15 protein-coding genes, 1 pseudogene and 1 riboswitch are annotated in these 16,027 nt (G+C 33.0%); of the genes and pseudogenes, 5 read left to right on the top strand and 11 right to left on the bottom strand.

Annotated elements, in window-relative coordinates:
• Positions 1 to 73: 73 nt before the first annotated feature.
• The 4 genes from GYM75_RS03970 to ppdD are packed head-to-tail and all read right to left on the bottom strand — an operon-like array spanning position 74 to position 3,562.
• Entirely contained in the window at positions 74 to 823 is a 750-nt protein-coding gene (locus GYM75_RS03970; protein WP_220216871.1) for an A24 family peptidase, read from the bottom strand.
• Positions 823 to 1,998 carry a protein transport protein HofC gene (hofC, locus tag GYM75_RS03965; protein WP_220216870.1) on the bottom strand — a complete coding sequence of 392 codons (1,176 nt, stop codon included), beginning with the start codon at positions 1,996 to 1,998 and terminating at the stop codon, positions 823 to 825. The genes GYM75_RS03970 and hofC overlap by 1 nt, the downstream gene beginning before the upstream one ends.
• The gene (locus GYM75_RS03960; RefSeq protein WP_220216869.1) at positions 1,995 to 3,101 is read right to left on the bottom strand and encodes an ATPase, T2SS/T4P/T4SS family; all 1,107 of its coding nucleotides are present in this window, start codon (positions 3,099 to 3,101) and stop codon (positions 1,995 to 1,997) included. The genes hofC and GYM75_RS03960 overlap by 4 nt, the downstream gene beginning before the upstream one ends.
• Positions 3,102 to 3,133: 32 nt before the next feature.
• A complete protein-coding gene (ppdD, locus tag GYM75_RS03955) occupies positions 3,134 to 3,562 on the bottom strand; it encodes a prepilin peptidase-dependent pilin (protein ID WP_255556843.1) in 429 nt (142 codons plus the stop codon).
• Positions 3,563 to 3,764: 202 nt separating this feature from the next.
• Here ppdD and ampD point away from each other — a divergent pair.
• Positions 3,765 to 4,304 (top strand): annotated as a pseudogene (gene ampD / locus GYM75_RS12365) (1,6-anhydro-N-acetylmuramyl-L-alanine amidase AmpD); the annotation flags it as partial.
• An 18-nt stretch (positions 4,305 to 4,322) separates the two neighbouring features.
• Positions 4,323 to 4,646: a YqcC family protein gene (locus GYM75_RS12360; protein WP_370632158.1), complete on the top strand. Its 324-nt coding sequence runs from the start codon at positions 4,323 to 4,325 to the stop codon at positions 4,644 to 4,646.
• 83 nt (positions 4,647 to 4,729) lie between these two features.
• Here the strand turns inward: GYM75_RS12360 and mltG are convergent, their stop codons facing one another.
• Together mltG and alr are read right to left on the bottom strand one after the other, a co-directional pair.
• Positions 4,730 to 5,746 carry an endolytic transglycosylase MltG gene (mltG, locus tag GYM75_RS03945; protein WP_220216867.1) on the bottom strand — a complete coding sequence of 339 codons (1,017 nt, stop codon included), beginning with the start codon at positions 5,744 to 5,746 and terminating at the stop codon, positions 4,730 to 4,732.
• A gap of 3 nt (positions 5,747 to 5,749) precedes the next feature.
• Complete coding sequence (gene alr, locus GYM75_RS03940) at positions 5,750 to 6,838, bottom strand: alanine racemase (RefSeq protein WP_220216866.1); 1,089 nt, start codon at positions 6,836 to 6,838, stop codon at positions 5,750 to 5,752.
• A 232-nt stretch (positions 6,839 to 7,070) separates the two neighbouring features.
• Between alr and GYM75_RS03935 the strand changes: the two genes are divergently transcribed.
• Positions 7,071 to 7,832: a DeoR/GlpR family DNA-binding transcription regulator gene (locus GYM75_RS03935; RefSeq protein ID WP_220216865.1), complete on the top strand. Its 762-nt coding sequence runs from the start codon at positions 7,071 to 7,073 to the stop codon at positions 7,830 to 7,832.
• Between the two features lie 37 nt (positions 7,833 to 7,869).
• On the opposite strand, the gene GYM75_RS03930 is transcribed toward GYM75_RS03935, so the two are convergent.
• From GYM75_RS03930 to clpB, 4 genes are all read right to left on the bottom strand, one after another.
• On the bottom strand, positions 7,870 to 8,673 hold the full coding sequence (locus tag GYM75_RS03930; RefSeq protein ID WP_220216864.1) for a Cof-type HAD-IIB family hydrolase: 804 nt from the start codon (positions 8,671 to 8,673) through the stop codon (positions 7,870 to 7,872).
• A gap of 490 nt (positions 8,674 to 9,163) precedes the next feature.
• Positions 9,164 to 9,580, bottom strand: coding sequence for a hypothetical protein (locus tag GYM75_RS03925; protein ID WP_220216863.1), 417 nt, complete (start codon positions 9,578 to 9,580; stop codon positions 9,164 to 9,166).
• Between the two features lie 70 nt (positions 9,581 to 9,650).
• A complete protein-coding gene (locus GYM75_RS03920; RefSeq protein ID WP_220216862.1) occupies positions 9,651 to 10,241 on the bottom strand; it encodes a hypothetical protein in 591 nt (196 codons plus the stop codon).
• Positions 10,242 to 10,945: 704 nt separating this feature from the next.
• The gene (clpB, locus tag GYM75_RS03915; RefSeq protein WP_220216861.1) at positions 10,946 to 13,516 is read right to left on the bottom strand and encodes an ATP-dependent chaperone ClpB; all 2,571 of its coding nucleotides are present in this window, start codon (positions 13,514 to 13,516) and stop codon (positions 10,946 to 10,948) included.
• A gap of 283 nt (positions 13,517 to 13,799) precedes the next feature.
• Positions 13,800 to 13,845: riboswitch (PreQ1 riboswitch) on the top strand.
• 3 nt (positions 13,846 to 13,848) lie between these two features.
• On the opposite strand from clpB, the gene queD reads away from it, so the two are divergent.
• Positions 13,849 to 14,271 (top strand): 6-carboxytetrahydropterin synthase QueD, encoded by a 423-nt coding sequence (gene queD / locus GYM75_RS03910; protein ID WP_065559312.1) that lies wholly within the window; start codon positions 13,849 to 13,851, stop codon positions 14,269 to 14,271.
• 2 nt (positions 14,272 to 14,273) lie between these two features.
• A complete protein-coding gene (locus GYM75_RS03905) occupies positions 14,274 to 14,888 on the top strand; it encodes a 7-carboxy-7-deazaguanine synthase QueE (RefSeq protein WP_220216860.1) in 615 nt (204 codons plus the stop codon).
• Between the two features lie 11 nt (positions 14,889 to 14,899).
• Here GYM75_RS03905 and GYM75_RS03900 read toward each other — a convergent pair whose 3' ends face one another.
• On the bottom strand, positions 14,900 to 15,910 hold the full coding sequence (locus GYM75_RS03900; protein WP_220216859.1) for a hypothetical protein: 1,011 nt from the start codon (positions 15,908 to 15,910) through the stop codon (positions 14,900 to 14,902).
• Positions 15,911 to 16,027 lie beyond the last annotated feature (117 nt).

Below are 16,027 nucleotides of genomic sequence, written 5' to 3'. Positions count from 1 at the left end.
AAAAGGCTTAATAAAAAGAAATGATTCCATTGTTCCCTTTGCAAAATAATATTTAAAATTAATTGATTGTGTTTCATAAATAGCTATAACACATAAAATAACTAGGAATCAATAAAAAAGGGCCGAACGGAATAATGGTTAATGAGGGAAGTCGAACTATAAAACGTAAAATTAAATAATAAATTATACCCAAAATTGATGAACACATTAGTATAAGAGGAAGCGTTTGATAAGGTAGCCATGAACCTAAAGCTGCAAGTAATTTAATATCCCCTTGCCCTAACCCTTGTTTGTTGGTTATTAAATAAAATAATCCAGCAGGAATTTTTAATAACAGATATCCAATAACTATACCTGCTACAGCATCCCTTAATGAGATATCAAATAATTCAAAATAAGCAGCAATAATACCCAACCACATTAAGGGCAAAGTAAAAAAATCGGGTAATAGGTAATACTGAAGATCAATCATAGATAAGAGCAAGAAATAACAGGCTAGCCACATAAGAACGATACTACGGAAATTTAAACCATTATTTAAATAAATAAGCAAAAAAAGGAGTGAAACCAATATTTCCAGTATTAAATATCTATATGCAATTTTACAATGACAATAATAACAACGTCCTCTGAGTAATAACCATGAAAAAAGAGGAATTAAATGCCAAAGCTTTAGGCCTTTTTGACAACCTCGACAATTTGATCGAGGATAAGAAATGGCAATAGCAAATTCAAAAAAAGAATAGGACGGTGAAAAACGATAGTATGCAACAGAAATAAAACTACCAAAACATAAACCTAAATAAATAATAAAAATTACCACTAACTAATGACCTCACCAAGTTGAAATATCGGTAAATATATAGCTATGATCAATCCACCAACAATTAACGCCAACACTAACATTAATGCAGGTTCAAATAATTGTGTTAAATTATCGGTTAATGTCTGATTTTGTTCTTGATAATAATAAGCCAATTTTTCTAACATTGTATCTAGTGTCCCTGACTCCTCCCCTACTTGAATTAATTGATAACATAAATGCGGAAACAGCGTTTGCTGTTGAAGTACTGAACTGAAAGAATGACCTTGTTCTATTCCTGCTATCATTTGATAAATTGTTTCACGATAATTGTGATTTAAAAGTGTATTTGCAGCTGCATTCAATCCGGCAATTAAAGGAATGCCCGCAATTTGAGTAATTGAAACGGTTTGAAAAAAATGGGTTAAATTATGGCATTGTATAATTTTACCTACTAAAGGCGTTTTTAACATGAAATAATCTATTTTCTTCTGATAACGTTTTTTAAAATAGTATCTATAACAAAAAAAAACCAACATAGTTAATAAACACCCAAACCAAAATTTTTCCCGCAAAAAGTTAGAGGTATTAATAATCAATTGAGTAAAAGGAGGAAGCTGTGCATCAAAACTCTGATAAATATCTGAAAATTTAGGCAAAACAAATAATAACATAATTAACGTTACCAACAGCGATACAGTTAGAAGGAATAAAGGGTAACGCATCGCTTTTTTTATACATTTTTCTAAATGAATTGTTTGTTCTAATTGTAATGTTAATTGTTCAAAACTTAAATCCAGCTGACCTGTCAATTCCCCTGTTGCAATAATTTCACTATAAAGAGGAGGAAATACAGATTTATATTGGGTTAAAACTATTGATAGTGACTCTCCTAAAGAAATCTGTTGTTCTATTTCAGTGAGTAAATATTGCCAATGTGATTTTGGATGTTCTTGTGCTAATAAATGTAGACTTTCAAGAAGAGGTAAACCAGCTTTAATCATAGTAGCTAATTGCTTGGTGATAATTAACAAATCATTTCGATTGAAACTGCTCTTACGGATAAATTTTCCTGCTTTGATCTTAAAAGCAATTTTACCTTGTAATAACAATTGTCTCCTTGCGTCTATCAGAGATACAGCCACAATTTTGTGTTCAATAAAATTTAAGTCATACCAATAATAAATTCTTTTCATATATCGCCTAACACTCTATTCAATTCATCTAAAGATGTAATCCCGTTTTTGACTAAGTGTTGCCCTGCTTTTTTTAATGAAATAAAATTTAATGGAGAGATAGCTTGTTCATTTAATATTTGATGTTGAACATCAGGTGTAATCACTAAAAATTCGTATAATCCTACTCGTCCAACATAGCCACCAATACATTTTTCACATCCTTTGGCGATATAGTGAGGTATTGATTTTTTATTCATTACAATCAACTCATTAGCAATCACTTTACAATAGGGGCAAAGCTTACGTACCAATCGTTGTGCAATAATTAGTTTTAAACATGATGCGATGAGAAATCTTTCTATTCCTATCTGATTAAGCCGTGTTATTCCTTCTATACTTGAATTGGTATGTAAGGTTGATAATACTAAATGTCCTGTTTGGGCGGCCTGAATAGCAATTTCTGCTGTTTCATAATCACGAATTTCACCAACCATTATTACATCTGGATCTTGCCTTAATAACGAACGCAAAACCGTCGCAAATTCCAAACCAGCTTTAGGATTGACCGAAGTTTGATTGATTCCTTCAACCGAAATTTCAATCGGATCTTCAACACTACAGATATTACAACTAGGTTGATTTAAGATTTTTAAACCACAATAAAGCGTCATGGTCTTACCACTACCCGTAGGACCAGTGACTAATATCAATCCTTGCGGTTGATTCAAAATCTGTCTAAAAGTACGTAGATTATCTTCGGTTAAACCTAAATCATCTAACGTGAGCTCAGACTCATAATTATCCATTACACGTAAAACAACTTTTTCACCATTTTGGACAGGTATGGTCGAAATACGCATAGTATAATTTTTAATTATCAATTGCCCATCTTGGGGTAAACGTTGTTCAGCTATATTTAATTTAGCCATAATCTTTAAACGAGCTACTATTTTTTTGGCTAACGTAAGGGAAGGTGATGACATATTTTGCAAAACCCCATCAATACGCATACGTATACGGTAACTATGTTGATAAGGCTCAAAATGAATATCCGAAGCTCTTTTTTCTAATGCCGAAAGTAATAATTTATCAATACATTCAACTAATTGCTGTTCTTGCATTATCCTTTATCCTTACTTCAAATATTTATAACTTAAAATTTAAATATATCTTCACAAATTTGATTTAAAGTTGCATCTAAAGGAGCAGTTTCACAACTTCTAGCCCAATCTAAATTACCATGCGTTAAATTTGGTGTAGGCGTCAAAGTCGTTGTTAGACCTGATAAGGCACCTTTTCCTGTCAATTTGATAACTCCATCAATAACAGAAATCGACATAACATAATTAGTTGTTTTCGTTAAAGGGATACCATAATTTCCATTATTACAATTGGCTACATTACCTTGTTCAATAGCACAAATTTCAACAGCTGTTTTATAAGATATCATTGTCTGTAACATATCGGTCATCGCTGCTTTTTTTACATAACCTTGATAAGCTGGCAGTCCAATTGCAGTTAAAATAGCGATTACTACAATAGCAATCATAAGTTCAAATAAAGTAAATCCCGATTGGTTCATTATGAATGACTCCTAAAAATTAAATTATTTTTTAACATGCATAACTTTATAGCTTTTCAAAAAAATGGAATAATAACGGGTTGTAGTATTGGAAAATTGAATAACGAAAGACGTTTACGTTTTTATCTAATTTTCAAATTATTGCGAAGTGTATCGCATAAATCGGCAATTTATTTAAAAGGTTAAGAATGTGGGAGTTAAAATGTCTTTAAACATCGTTAATGGTTGGTTGCAAGGTGTTAAACAGATCAAATCACCATTTTATAATGAAAGACCAAACGACATACCAATTTCATTACTAGTGATTCATAATATAAGTTTACCGCCAAATCAATATGGTGGTCCGTATGTAGAACAATTATTTACAGGTAAACTTGATCCGAATTTAGATCCCTATTTTGCGAAAATATATCAATTACAGGTATCTAGTCATATATTTATACGTCGTGATGGTGAGATTATTCAATTTGTTCCATTCGATAAACGAGCTTGGCATGCAGGGATATCACATTTTGAGGGTCGTGAAAATTGTAATGACTTTTCAATAGGAATAGAGATGGAGGGTTGTGACAGTGATAAATTCACAGAAGTTCAATACCAACAACTCGTGAATGTGACCTTATTATTAAAACAAAATTACTTTATTAAAGATATCGTTGGTCATAGTGATATAGCCCCAGAAAGGAAAACAGATCCAGGCCCGAACTTTGATTGGTTATATTATCGATATCTACTAGCAAAAAAAACACAAACTAACGCAATAATCAATCAACTGGAACTTATCAAACAAGAGCTACAAGCAGTGCGTTTATGGCAAACCATGCCGCCTCATCCTGATGCATTTTTAAGCAAAGAACCCTTTGCAGTTGATACCATGCAAGCGCATGAATGGTTACAATGGATTTTTATTCCCCGAATACAAGCAATAATCGATGCAAATTCAGACATCCCAATGTTTGCCTTACGTCCATATTTTGAAGAAGCTTTAAAAGAACATGAACACAATGTTAGCCAACTAATCAATTTACTTGAAGAATTAGATCAGTTATCAAAATTAGAAAATAATTTAGAGTCCATAAAATAAACTTTTATGTTCTATACTAACGTTATAGATTAATCATTTGAATAAATTACTGCGCTGTAAACGCAGTAATTTAGAAGAAAATATCACTTATTCATTTTTCGACGATATTCATTCACCGCTTTCTGATGATTACTGTAGTTAGATGAAAAGGTATGCCCACCCGTTCCATTAGCTACAAAAAACAGATAATCTGTATTGGCAGGGTGCGCTGCCGCCTCTAATGAAGCCAAGCTAGGCATAGCAATAGGCGTTGGGGGCAATCCTTGAATCACGTAAGTATTATAAGGATTATTAGTATCAGTTATATCAATACGCCTAATCTTTCCTGTATATTTATCGCCTAAACCATAAATAATCGTCGGATCAGTTTGTAACTTCATTTTAGCTCTCAATCGATTAACGAAAACAGAGGCGACATTGGCTCGTTCAGAACTTAAGCTAGTCTCTTTTTCTATTATTGAAGCAATTATTAGCAATTCATAAGGTGTATTATAGGGTAAATCCTTATCACGGTTATCCCAAACCTTCTGTAAATTACTCTTCATCGTAAGGTGAGCACGTTTCAATAAATTAATATCGGAAGTCTCTGCCGTATAAAGATAGGTGTTTGGTGATAACCAACCCTCAAGTGAACCTTCTATGCCTAATATTTGCGCAATTTCTTCATTCGATTTATCTTTGAGAGTTTGCGTTATATAAGGTGAATTTCTTATTACCTTCAACCAATCTTTGGCTCGTTTACCTTCAACAAACTTAATTGAAAAATTATTTTCTTTTCCTGACACGAGCAATTTTAAAAAATCGGCTACTGTCATATGCGGATGTAATTGATAGGTACCTGCTTTAATGGAACTTAATTTAGGATCTAACTTATACAAATAAGGAAGTAAATAAACCTGCTCTAATAAATTAGATTGTTTAACTTGTTCAATTAACTGATTTAGAGACGTCCCTTTTTTTAAAATGAATATTTCATTTTGATTGGTAACATTAATTTGTTGTTTTGAAAATTGATGCAAGAAGTAGTAACCAATTGAAACTGAACCAACAACAACTAAAATCATTGTGAAAAAAGTGTATAAAAGAATTTTTTTAATCATAACCTATTTATCTATATAATGAATTTTTGCCCGTTCCGTAAGGCGTGTTAATAACTCGTAAGCACTAATCCCCGTGTGCTTTGCAATTTCTTCAACAGGAAGCTGCGCTCCCCAAAAAATAACTTCATCTCCAGGTTTTTCAAGTGAATCAATACCTAAATCAACCACAATCATATCCATTGAGACTCGACCAACAATAGGGACTCGTCGACCATTAACTAGCACTGGTGTATTTTCAGGAATATTCCGAGGATATCCATCACCATAACCCATTGCAACAACGCCAAGTATTGTCTCTTTTTTACTTTTCCATATTTGACCATATCCGACTGCTTCACCTTTTTTGTGTTTCCTTATCGTAATTAATTCTGATTTAAAAGTCATTGCTGGCGTTAGTTCTTCAACGGCATATTCGAAAGGAGAAACACCATATAATGCAATACCGGCACGAATTATATCTCGATGAGAGTCAGGCCATGCCAGTAGTCCACCTGATGCGGCAATCGAATATTTATTCAGATAGGATTTGTCAGGAATTAAATTAATGAATTGGTCAAATAACGCATTTTGTTTGATTGTCTGTTCTGAATCAAGTTCATCGGCACTGCTAAAGTGGCTAATAAGATTAACCGATTTACGTACAACAGGACATTGAGTTAATCGAATAAATTCTGCTAGTGCTTCATCCATTTGAAACCCTAAGCGATGCATACCGGTATCGATTTTGAACCATGCAGTAATTTGATTATTTAATTTAATATCTAATAATTTATCAATCTGCCAACTTGAATGAACAACAGGCTGTAAATTAAAATCAATTAAATCGTTAATGTCATCATGAGGAAAAAATCCCTCTAATAAAACAATTGGTGTATTAATTCCTTTATTCCTTAGTCTTATTGCTTCAGAGATACGTGCAACACCAAAATAATCCACTTTATCCTGTAGTAATTCAGATACACCTTCAAGACCATGACCATATGCATTGGCTTTAACAGTCGCCATCAGAGCACTATTAGTTGATTTTTTTCTAAAAAATTCAATATTATCTGTAATAGCCCGACGATTCACTTCAACTACGACAATAGACATCTATTCTAGCCTAATCAATATAAAGGAAAGTATTGTAATTTCTGTTCGATAGAATCACAAATAAAAAATAAAAATTTTAGAAAAATAATAACATGAAAAATAGCTATTATTAATTTGCTAATCCTGTAATTAAGCAATATTAGCTTCTTTAGCTTATTTTCAATTGCCTCAGATATTGGTATTATCATGAATAATAGTCGTATAAATAATTCGAATCGTTAAAGGATATTAGATGATTGATTATGATGCATTCCCTGAACAACGCCAATCTTTTATCCGGCAGCTTCTGACTGAAAAAGGGCGTGTTGTCAGTGCTGATTTAGTTAAATTGTTAGGAGTCTCAGAACATACGATTCGTCGAGATTTACAAAAACTCGCCCGTGACGGTGTTTGCAAGCGTGTATATGGTGGAGCAGTTAGCCATTTAAAACAGTCAGCCACATTTGAAACTCGTGTTAATCAAAGTGTAGACGAAAAATCTTCGGTAGCAATAAAATGTGCAAAATTAATCAAAGATAATTCCTGCATTTTTATTGATACTGGCTCTACCTATTTAGCAATGGCGAGCTATATCCCACAAAATTTGACATTAACGATAGTCACCAATTCTCCTCAAATTGCTTCGGTCTTAAGTAGTCGAACCAATGGCGAGCTCATTTTATTAGGTGGCAAAGTCAATCCGTTAACGGGGGGAACAATGGGCGCTGATACCGTTAATCAAATCCGAAATATGGTCTTCGATCAAACCTTTATTGGCGTTTGTGGACTTGACCCGCATGCAGGGTTAAGCGCAGTTTATTATGATGATGCCTGCTTCAAAAAAGAGGTCATTGCTCAAAGTAATGAGGTTATAGCCGCAGTGATTGCCGACAAAATGCAACAAGTTGCACGTTATAAAGTTGCCGCTTGTGAAGATATAGATATCATTATCGCTAGTCGAGATAGCAAAATTGAGGGCTTTGAAGGTTTTAATCTCAAAATAGAAATCGCTTAATAGATTCAGCTGTCATCAACTGAATCTGAGCATGCCATCATTTGCTTTGTAATTTAATTAGTTGCTTTATCGTATTCAGTACCGCACTATCATCATTAAAACCGGTGATAAATTTTGCGACAGCTTTGGTTTCTTCAAATGCATTACGCATAGCAAAACTGTATTCCGCTTGTTCAAGTAATTCTATGTCGTTGTAACCATCACCAAATGCCATGGTTTCATGATAACTTACCTTAAGTAGCTGCTGTAATTTTTTGATAGTATTTCCTTTATGAACATCATGCTGAGTGATATCAATCCATGCAGCTTCAGACACCACAATATAAGCTTGGTTTTCAAAAGGGGTTAAATGCTGTCGAGTTTGTAAACATTGCCCTTTTTCATCATATACAGTGATTTTGATAAAGCCATCACCGATAAGAGAAAGATCATCCACTTCAATTATGGTTGCATAAGAACCACGAACTTTAGCTTTCAATCGTTCAGGTAAATGGGCTTTGATAACGGCTCCTTGAGCAGTACAAGCAATGATAACGTGCTCTTGACTAACTTGTTCCAAGGTTTTTATTATGCGCTGTCCTAATTCGTTAGGTATGAATGAGCGATAAATAAATTCGCCCTTATGTTTTATGGTCGTTGCGCTATCACCAACTATCCAAATTTTATCGCTGTAATCACCAAATAGCTCTTCAACCCGTTCACATTGTTTACCGGTACAAGCCACAAAATGGATACCCTGTTCTGCCATTTGTTCATACACTTTAGCAAATAGCTGGCGATCATAATCACCCTGATTGTTTAAAAAAGTACCGTCTAAATCACTGATAATTAGCTTAATCATATCAACTCTCCTTGCAATTTATCTTTATGATAAAAGTCTTGGTGTGATAGATTATGATCTATTGTGATGCATTGTGCAATATTTTATATATTTATTAGTGCTCGATAAATTCAGTTCAATGATGAACCGCTAACATTTTCTCTGAAAAAGAGTACTGTTTTTTACACTTTTAGCCAGCATATAGAAACTAAAAAGCTATCAATATTATGAAAAAAATGAAGTAATCAGAGTTAGAAGTGTAAACAGAATAAAAACAATGAAACAGTTAATTGATACGTTTAGTACAGATAAAATATATCAAATTTAACATTGCGTTGATTTTTTAATAACAATTCATGATAGAATATATTGCTTTTAGGTAAAAAATACATCGGCTAATTAGGAGACATAGCATTATGTTATTCAGCTAAATCATTTAAAATCTGTGGCTGAATATCTGTACGAAAAAACATAATAGCCTTAATTAACATAATTGATATCTCTTACAAAATTATCTCCTTTTGTAAACTCGAGTAGTTTCACCAGCTCTAGTCGAACTACTACTTTCACATGATTCTCTAACTAACTTGAATTTAGTTTCGATTTCTTGTTCATAAAATGCATCAATAAATTGTCTAAAATTTAAAAAATTTTGTTCTTTTTCATCATCCAAAAAAGAGGATTTTTTGACTTCCATAAAATAATGTTTTTTGTCTAAATTTGGGGTCGATGCTACGATTTGCAAACTTAATTGGGACTGATTAATACAACTAATAGTGATAGAATGAATTTTTTCTATTAAAAATTTATTTCTTCCTTGTTCAAAAAAAGTAAGTATCATTTCATATTCATCAAAGTAGACCTCTATAACTTTTTCTTTAAAAGCCGACCCATTACAACATCCTGAAAATCGATAACAATGTCCCATATCTATCCTTATTAAACATTAAGTTCTTTTACTTATATCATTGACAATTTTATTTCGTCAAAAGAATTAGCTACTTTCTCACATATTCAACTGCTACTGAATGTTCTTCAAGCATTACTTCAGTAATTGTTGCCTTGTGGACAAGGTCGAGTTGCGGTTCAATCACATTCTTAATAAATTCATCAAAAAAAGTGACAAAGCAAATATAGTTTTCTTTTGAATTTGAAATGTTTTGCATTCTTTTGGCAGCAGAAAACCTAATTTTAATGTCTTTCCGTTTTGTAGGATCATAAACACACAATTGAAATGATTGTTCTCTTAATTCTTGATAAGCTTTATCTTCTAACACTGAAAATGATTTAATGTGTTGAAAAGAGAATTCAATTTGAGGCTTTTTATCCGATGAAAATATTAAACTGTGCTCATTAAAACTTATGGTGAGGTATTCAAATTGGTGTAATCGTGAAAGACCAAAAAAACCTAAACAAATTAAAAATACAATTAAAAAAACTAAATACCATAAGCTAGGGATATAATTTAATAACATGAAGATAGCGACAATACAAAGACTAACAAATAATAATATCACACTTATTATTATAAATTCCATCAGCTTATTAGCATTGACGAGTTCAACATAAAATTGAGATTTGCGATTCATTTTAATTAATTCTTATTGTTAAGCCAAAGATAGTACATGTTAGATCAAAGCAATATATAATTGGTTAATATTGCTAATATGCTCCATAAAAAATTTACGATTTAATCATCAATTTTACGATGATTTTCGCATAATAACTTCTTCTTATGAAAAGTATAACTTACTTCCCTTTCATCCACCAAATTAAATTCGTTTTCAATTACACTTTTATGAAAATCATTGATAACGTTATGAAAAATATTAAAATTACTTTATCTATCTAACTCAGCAACGATACTTTTATTAGCTACAAATTCTGATTTAGGATCTTTTAAATAAATATGTTAATAACAAACTCGATACGAATTATCTTTTGCATTAACGAATCAATACTAAAAATAGCAAAAGATCGATTTTTTATTTTTCTGGATTACAAACAATAGTACACAAATAAGATGGGGATAAATATTGCTGCCCAAATTAGTAGTAACGGTTATTTAGGGAATATTTATTTATCAAAATCACTAGATGAAATTTTATAATTATTAATACCAATTATATTTTGGAAATACTAAATCTTTTAGCTAATAATTCTTCATTATTTTAGACGATAACTTGCATTAGGTAGGATAAATTAATCGGAAAGCACATTGATTTTTTATAAATTACAAATCCAAATACTCAACTACAAAAAAACCGACCATTAAGGTCGGTTTATTTGTTGATTACTGTTTAGCTTCGATATTATCACCCACTAAATCCAAATGAATGGTTTTACCTGGTACTAATTTACCGGACAATATTTGTTGTGCTAATGGGTTTTCAATTTCTTGTTGAATAGCGCGTTTTAACGGTCTTGCACCATAAATTGGATCGAAACCAACTTTAGCAAGATGTTCTAACGCTGCATCAGAAATATCCATTTCATAACCTCGCTCATCTAAGCGTTTTTCAACATGTGCCAATTGAATTCTAGCAATCGCTTTGATGTTTTCTTGACCTAGTGGATGGAAGACCACCGTTTCATCAATACGGTTGATAAATTCAGGTCTGAAATGTTTAGTTACCACAGTCATAACTAATGCTTTCATTTCGTCATAACTAAGCTCAACTTGTCCTTGAATTAAGTCTGAACCCAAGTTAGATGTCATGATGATAACCGTATTCCGGAAATCCACTGTACGACCTTGTCCGTCAGTTAAGCGACCATCATCTAAGACTTGTAATAAAATATTAAAGACATCTGGATGCGCTTTTTCCACTTCATCCAGTAAAATCACTGAATAAGGTCGACGTCGTACGGCTTCGGTTAAATATCCGCCCTCTTCATAACCAACATAACCAGGAGGCGCACCAATTAAGCGAGCAACGGAATGTTTTTCCATGAATTCAGACATATCAATCCGTACCATGGCATCTTCACTATCAAACATAAAGTTTGCCAATGCTTTACAAAGTTCGGTTTTACCCACACCTGTTGGACCTAAGAATAAGAAAGACCCAATCGGTTTATTCGGATCAGAAAGACCGGCACGGCTACGACGAATAGCATTTGCAACAGCGACAACAGCTTCATCTTGCCCAATAACACGTTTATGTAAAGCGTCTTCCATGTGTAGTAATTTATCTTTTTCGCTTTCAAGCATTCTCGAAACAGGAATACCCGTCGCTTTCGATAATACTTCGGCAATCTCATTATCGGTCACTTTGTTACGCAATAATTTCATGGTTTTACCTTCTAATTGCGTGGCCGCAGCGAGTTTCTTTTCAAGTTCCGGAATTTTGCCATATTGCAATTCCGACATCTTGTTTAAATCCCCTGCTCGACGAGCTTGTTCTATCTCAGTGCGAGCTTTTTCCAACTCTGCTTTGATATTCTGAGTGCCCGAAAGTGCAGCTTTCTCTGATTTCCACTCTTCTTCAAGTGACGCATAATCCTTTTCTTTTTCAGCAAGTTCATTATTTAACATCTCAAGTCGTTTTTTACTGGCATCATCCGACTCTTTTTTAAGCGCTTGTTGCTCAAGTTTAAGTTGAATGATACGTCTTTCAAGACGGTCTAATGATTCTGGTTTAGAATCCATTTGCATACGAATACTCGATGCAGCTTCGTCAATCAAGTCAATGGCTTTATCTGGCAACATACGATCTGAAATATAACGATGCGATAAGGTTGCCGCAGCTACAATGGCTGGATCGGTAATTTGAACATGATGATGCAATTCATAACGCTCTTTCAAACCACGCAAAATGGCAATGGTGTCTTCAACAGTCGGTTCAGCCACATAAACTTTTTGAAAACGACGTTCCAATGCAGGATCTTTTTCAATATATTGACGATATTCGTCAAGTGTTGTTGCCCCAACGCAGTGTAATTCACCCCGAGCTAAAGCTGGTTTTAACATGTTTCCGGCATCCATAGCACCATCGCCTTTACCGGCACCGACCATGGTATGAATTTCGTCGATAAACAGAATAATACGACCTTCTTCTTTAGCGATATCTTTAAGGACAGCTTTCAAACGCTCTTCGAACTCACCACGATATTTAGCACCAGCGATTAAGGCGCCCATATCCAAGGATAAGACACGTTTATTACGTAATCCCTCGGGAACTTCACGATTCACAATACGTTGTGCTAATCCTTCAACAATCGCAGTTTTACCCACACCCGGTTCACCAATTAACACAGGGTTATTTTTGGTACGACGTTGTAACACTTGTATCGTACGGCGAATCTCTTCATCACGTCCAATAACCGGGTCGAGTTTACCTTGTTCTGCACGCTGTGTTAAATCAATAGTATACTTTTTCAACGCACCACGTTGATCTTCTGCATTTGGATCATTCACGTTATCGCTTCCTCTTAATTGATTGACTGCTTGAAGAAATTTGTCTTTAGTGACACCCGATTTTTTTAGGATATCGCCAAGGCTCCCTTTTTCGTCTAATGCGGCTAATATAAATAGCTCAGAAGAGATATAACTATCCCCATTTTTTTGAGATAACTTATCGCATAGATTTAAAACTTTGATTAAATCTTGAGAAGGGATAACTTCGCCACCGACACCCTGCACTTGAGGCAGTCGTTCAATTGATTGATTTAATTCTTGTTGTAAAATGGCATTATTTGCCCCAGCAGCAGCCAATAATGGTTTAACACTACTACCTTCTTGATTAAGCATTGCTGAGAGTACATGGATAGGCTCTATATACTGATTATCTTTACCTAATGCTAAAGACTGCGCATCAGCTAAAGCTTGTTGAAATTTGTTTGTGAGTTTATCTAACCTCATATTATCTATCTCCTTAGCAATAAATTTGGCATAAATGATTAAACACTTATTCCATTTGCATAATGACTAAATGAGTGTGGAAGGAAAAATTTCAAGAGCTTGTCAAGAATTTTTTTACAGATAATAAAAATTGACTAACGTGAAACATTTTAGACCTAAAAATGATAAATTTAAATATATTTACAATCGCATCCTAAATAAGATATCCGGTCTCAGATAATAATTGAAAGGTGACAAATAACTTGATATCTATTATATTAACCGCTTTCTTCTGTTAGGTTAACTAACCGTGGTTCGTGATCCATCCCACGAAAAAAAACTAGGAATGTAAAATGTTCAAAATTGCCAAAGAGTTCCAATTTGATGCTTGTCACATGTTAGACGGGCATAACAAAAAATGTCATAACCTGCATGGTCATACTTACCGTTTAGTCGTCGAAATTAGTGGTGAACTCATTAACAAGGGTTCCAGCGAAGATATGGTAATGGATTACGCTGATCTCAAATCCATTGTAAAAAAACATATTATTGATCCGCTCGATCATGCTTATCTTTACCACCAAAATAATGTTAATGAATGCCGTATTGCTACCTTATTGCAAGAAATGGATCGAAAAACATTTGCTTTTCCGTGTCGAACCACCGCTGAAGGAATGAGTCAATACATTTTTGATTGTTTATCGAACTATTTACCCATATCCAAGATCAAACTGTGGGAAACCCCAAGCTCATACTGCGAGTATCAACGGAGTTAACTATGCTTGAGTTTCGTATTGTGGAAATCTTCGAATCACTGCAAGGCGAAGGTTATAATACCGGTATGCCCGCCATTTTTATTCGCTTGGCTGGTTGTAATCTAAATTGTTGTTGGTGTGATACTAATTTTCGCCAATATACCCGTTTCACATTAGATCAACTTCTCGACAAAGTGAAGCAGTATAAAAGCAAAAATATCATTATCACGGGTGGCGAGCCAACCTTAGTTAAAGATCTATCTAAATTACTCTTACCCCTTAAACAAGCGGGTTATTTTATAGCTATTGAAAGTAATGGTTTAGGCAAAGTCGACGCTTTAATTGACTATATCGCTCTCAGTCCAAAGTTTTGCTATCAATCACGTTATCAAAAAATAGTCCAGTCTATTGCTAATGAAGTGAGAATCGTTGCTGAAAATCATCCTGACTTCATTTCGTTTTGCCAATATATTGAACAAAATATTCAAGCTAAACGCTATTACTTATCGCCTTGTGAAAAAAATGGCGAGTTTAATATGCATGAGACTATCACATTACTTGGACAAATTAATCAAAATCGTATTGAAAATAAATGGTTACTGAATATTCAAACGCATAAATTAGCAAATATAGAGTAGATGAATTTTCCTTATAAATCATCAGTTGGTTTAACTATTTTATTTTCACAAGATTGTTTTTCTTTTGAAGTACATTTTCTTATAAACTCATCGCTTGAAACGAGGCAATAATTTTCTAAGTATTGAAATTTTTGTTGTTTTTTCATTAAAAAATACATTTTATTTAATGTAATAGATGTCGAATCTTTAGTAAGATCATCACAAGTTTTAGTACTTGTTGCTATTTTTTTATCATTATCAAAATCAAAGATATATCCTTCTAAATTGGCATCAACAAATTTTTCTGATGATTTATCATAAAGATAATATTTATGTGGCACATTTACACCACTGGTTTCACCATCAGCTAGTGATAAATCATCTTTGATACCATCGAAATCAAAATCCCCTATGCTAAGTGCAGAAAAAGTATAAAAACGATAGCCTTTAGAGTTAAGAATTGTCTGATATAACTCGCCATTTTTTTTACTATAAATATTAATTCCTTTAATTCTAATATCATCTTTTTTCTTTTTGGATATTAAAACTTTAAAGTAAAAATTATCTGTTGAATCAACCTGTAGAAATTCAATATTATCAAATTCGACATTGTTGAATAAAGATTGAGCCTGATTTTGTATATTTTTATCTTCATCGTCCCAAACTACGTTATATTCAAATTTCTTTTCTAACGTAAACTCACCAAATTCGGTTGAATAACCTTTTAGTATTTTATTTTCAGAATTAGCTTTATTCTCATTGAAATCAAAATTTTTAATCAATATTGAATTAACATCACCTTCCGAATCACCCGAATATTCTTTAAAAATATAATTATTCCCTTTTTTTTCTGGTAAACCAAGTTGCTTTATTTTGAAGGTTTTATCATCAATATAACGAATATTAAAGGTCGAATCAGGAATAGCATAGATATAGAATTCTACTTTTCTATCTCCTATATTTCCTGTATAAACTCGATATATTGCTTGGGCGAGTTGAGGTATAAGTAGAAAAATGACTAAAAAAAATTTAAAAAATTTCATTGCTAAATTTCCTTATTTTTAATTATTTTCATATTATTATAATTTTAACAAGATAACCTACCTATATTGTTTTCTTCAAATACAAATTATTAACCTATTAAATTATTGATAATATTT

The sequence above is a fragment of the Gilliamella sp. ESL0441 genome (assembly GCF_019469185.1).
Classification (GTDB): Bacteria; Pseudomonadota; Gammaproteobacteria; order Enterobacterales; family Orbaceae; genus Gilliamella.
This window is presented reverse-complemented; position numbering and strand designations above follow the sequence as displayed.

Bases quoted from the DNA above. Each gene is read 5' to 3' on its own strand.
- hofC (WP_220216870.1), bottom strand. From the start codon at position 1,998: ATGAAAAGAATTTATTATTGGTATGACTTAAATTTTATTGAACACAAA.
- GYM75_RS03960 (WP_220216869.1), bottom strand. From the start codon at position 3,101: ATGCAAGAACAGCAATTAGTTGAATGTATTGATAAATTATTACTTTCG.
- ppdD (WP_255556843.1), bottom strand. From the start codon at position 3,562: ATGAACCAATCGGGATTTACTTTATTTGAACTTATGATTGCTATTGTA.
- mltG (WP_220216867.1), bottom strand. From the start codon at position 5,746: ATGATTAAAAAAATTCTTTTATACACTTTTTTCACAATGATTTTAGTT.
- alr (WP_220216866.1), bottom strand. From the start codon at position 6,838: ATGTCTATTGTCGTAGTTGAAGTGAATCGTCGGGCTATTACAGATAAT.
- GYM75_RS03935 (WP_220216865.1), top strand. From the start codon at position 7,071: ATGATTGATTATGATGCATTCCCTGAACAACGCCAATCTTTTATCCGG.
- GYM75_RS03930 (WP_220216864.1), bottom strand. From the start codon at position 8,673: ATGATTAAGCTAATTATCAGTGATTTAGACGGTACTTTTTTAAACAAT.
- GYM75_RS03925 (WP_220216863.1), bottom strand. From the start codon at position 9,580: ATGGGACATTGTTATCGATTTTCAGGATGTTGTAATGGGTCGGCTTTT.
- GYM75_RS03920 (WP_220216862.1), bottom strand. From the start codon at position 10,241: ATGAATCGCAAATCTCAATTTTATGTTGAACTCGTCAATGCTAATAAG.
- clpB (WP_220216861.1), bottom strand. From the start codon at position 13,516: ATGAGGTTAGATAAACTCACAAACAAATTTCAACAAGCTTTAGCTGAT.
- queD (WP_065559312.1), top strand. From the start codon at position 13,849: ATGTTCAAAATTGCCAAAGAGTTCCAATTTGATGCTTGTCACATGTTA.
- GYM75_RS03905 (WP_220216860.1), top strand. From the start codon at position 14,274: ATGCTTGAGTTTCGTATTGTGGAAATCTTCGAATCACTGCAAGGCGAA.
- GYM75_RS03900 (WP_220216859.1), bottom strand. From the start codon at position 15,910: ATGAAATTTTTTAAATTTTTTTTAGTCATTTTTCTACTTATACCTCAA.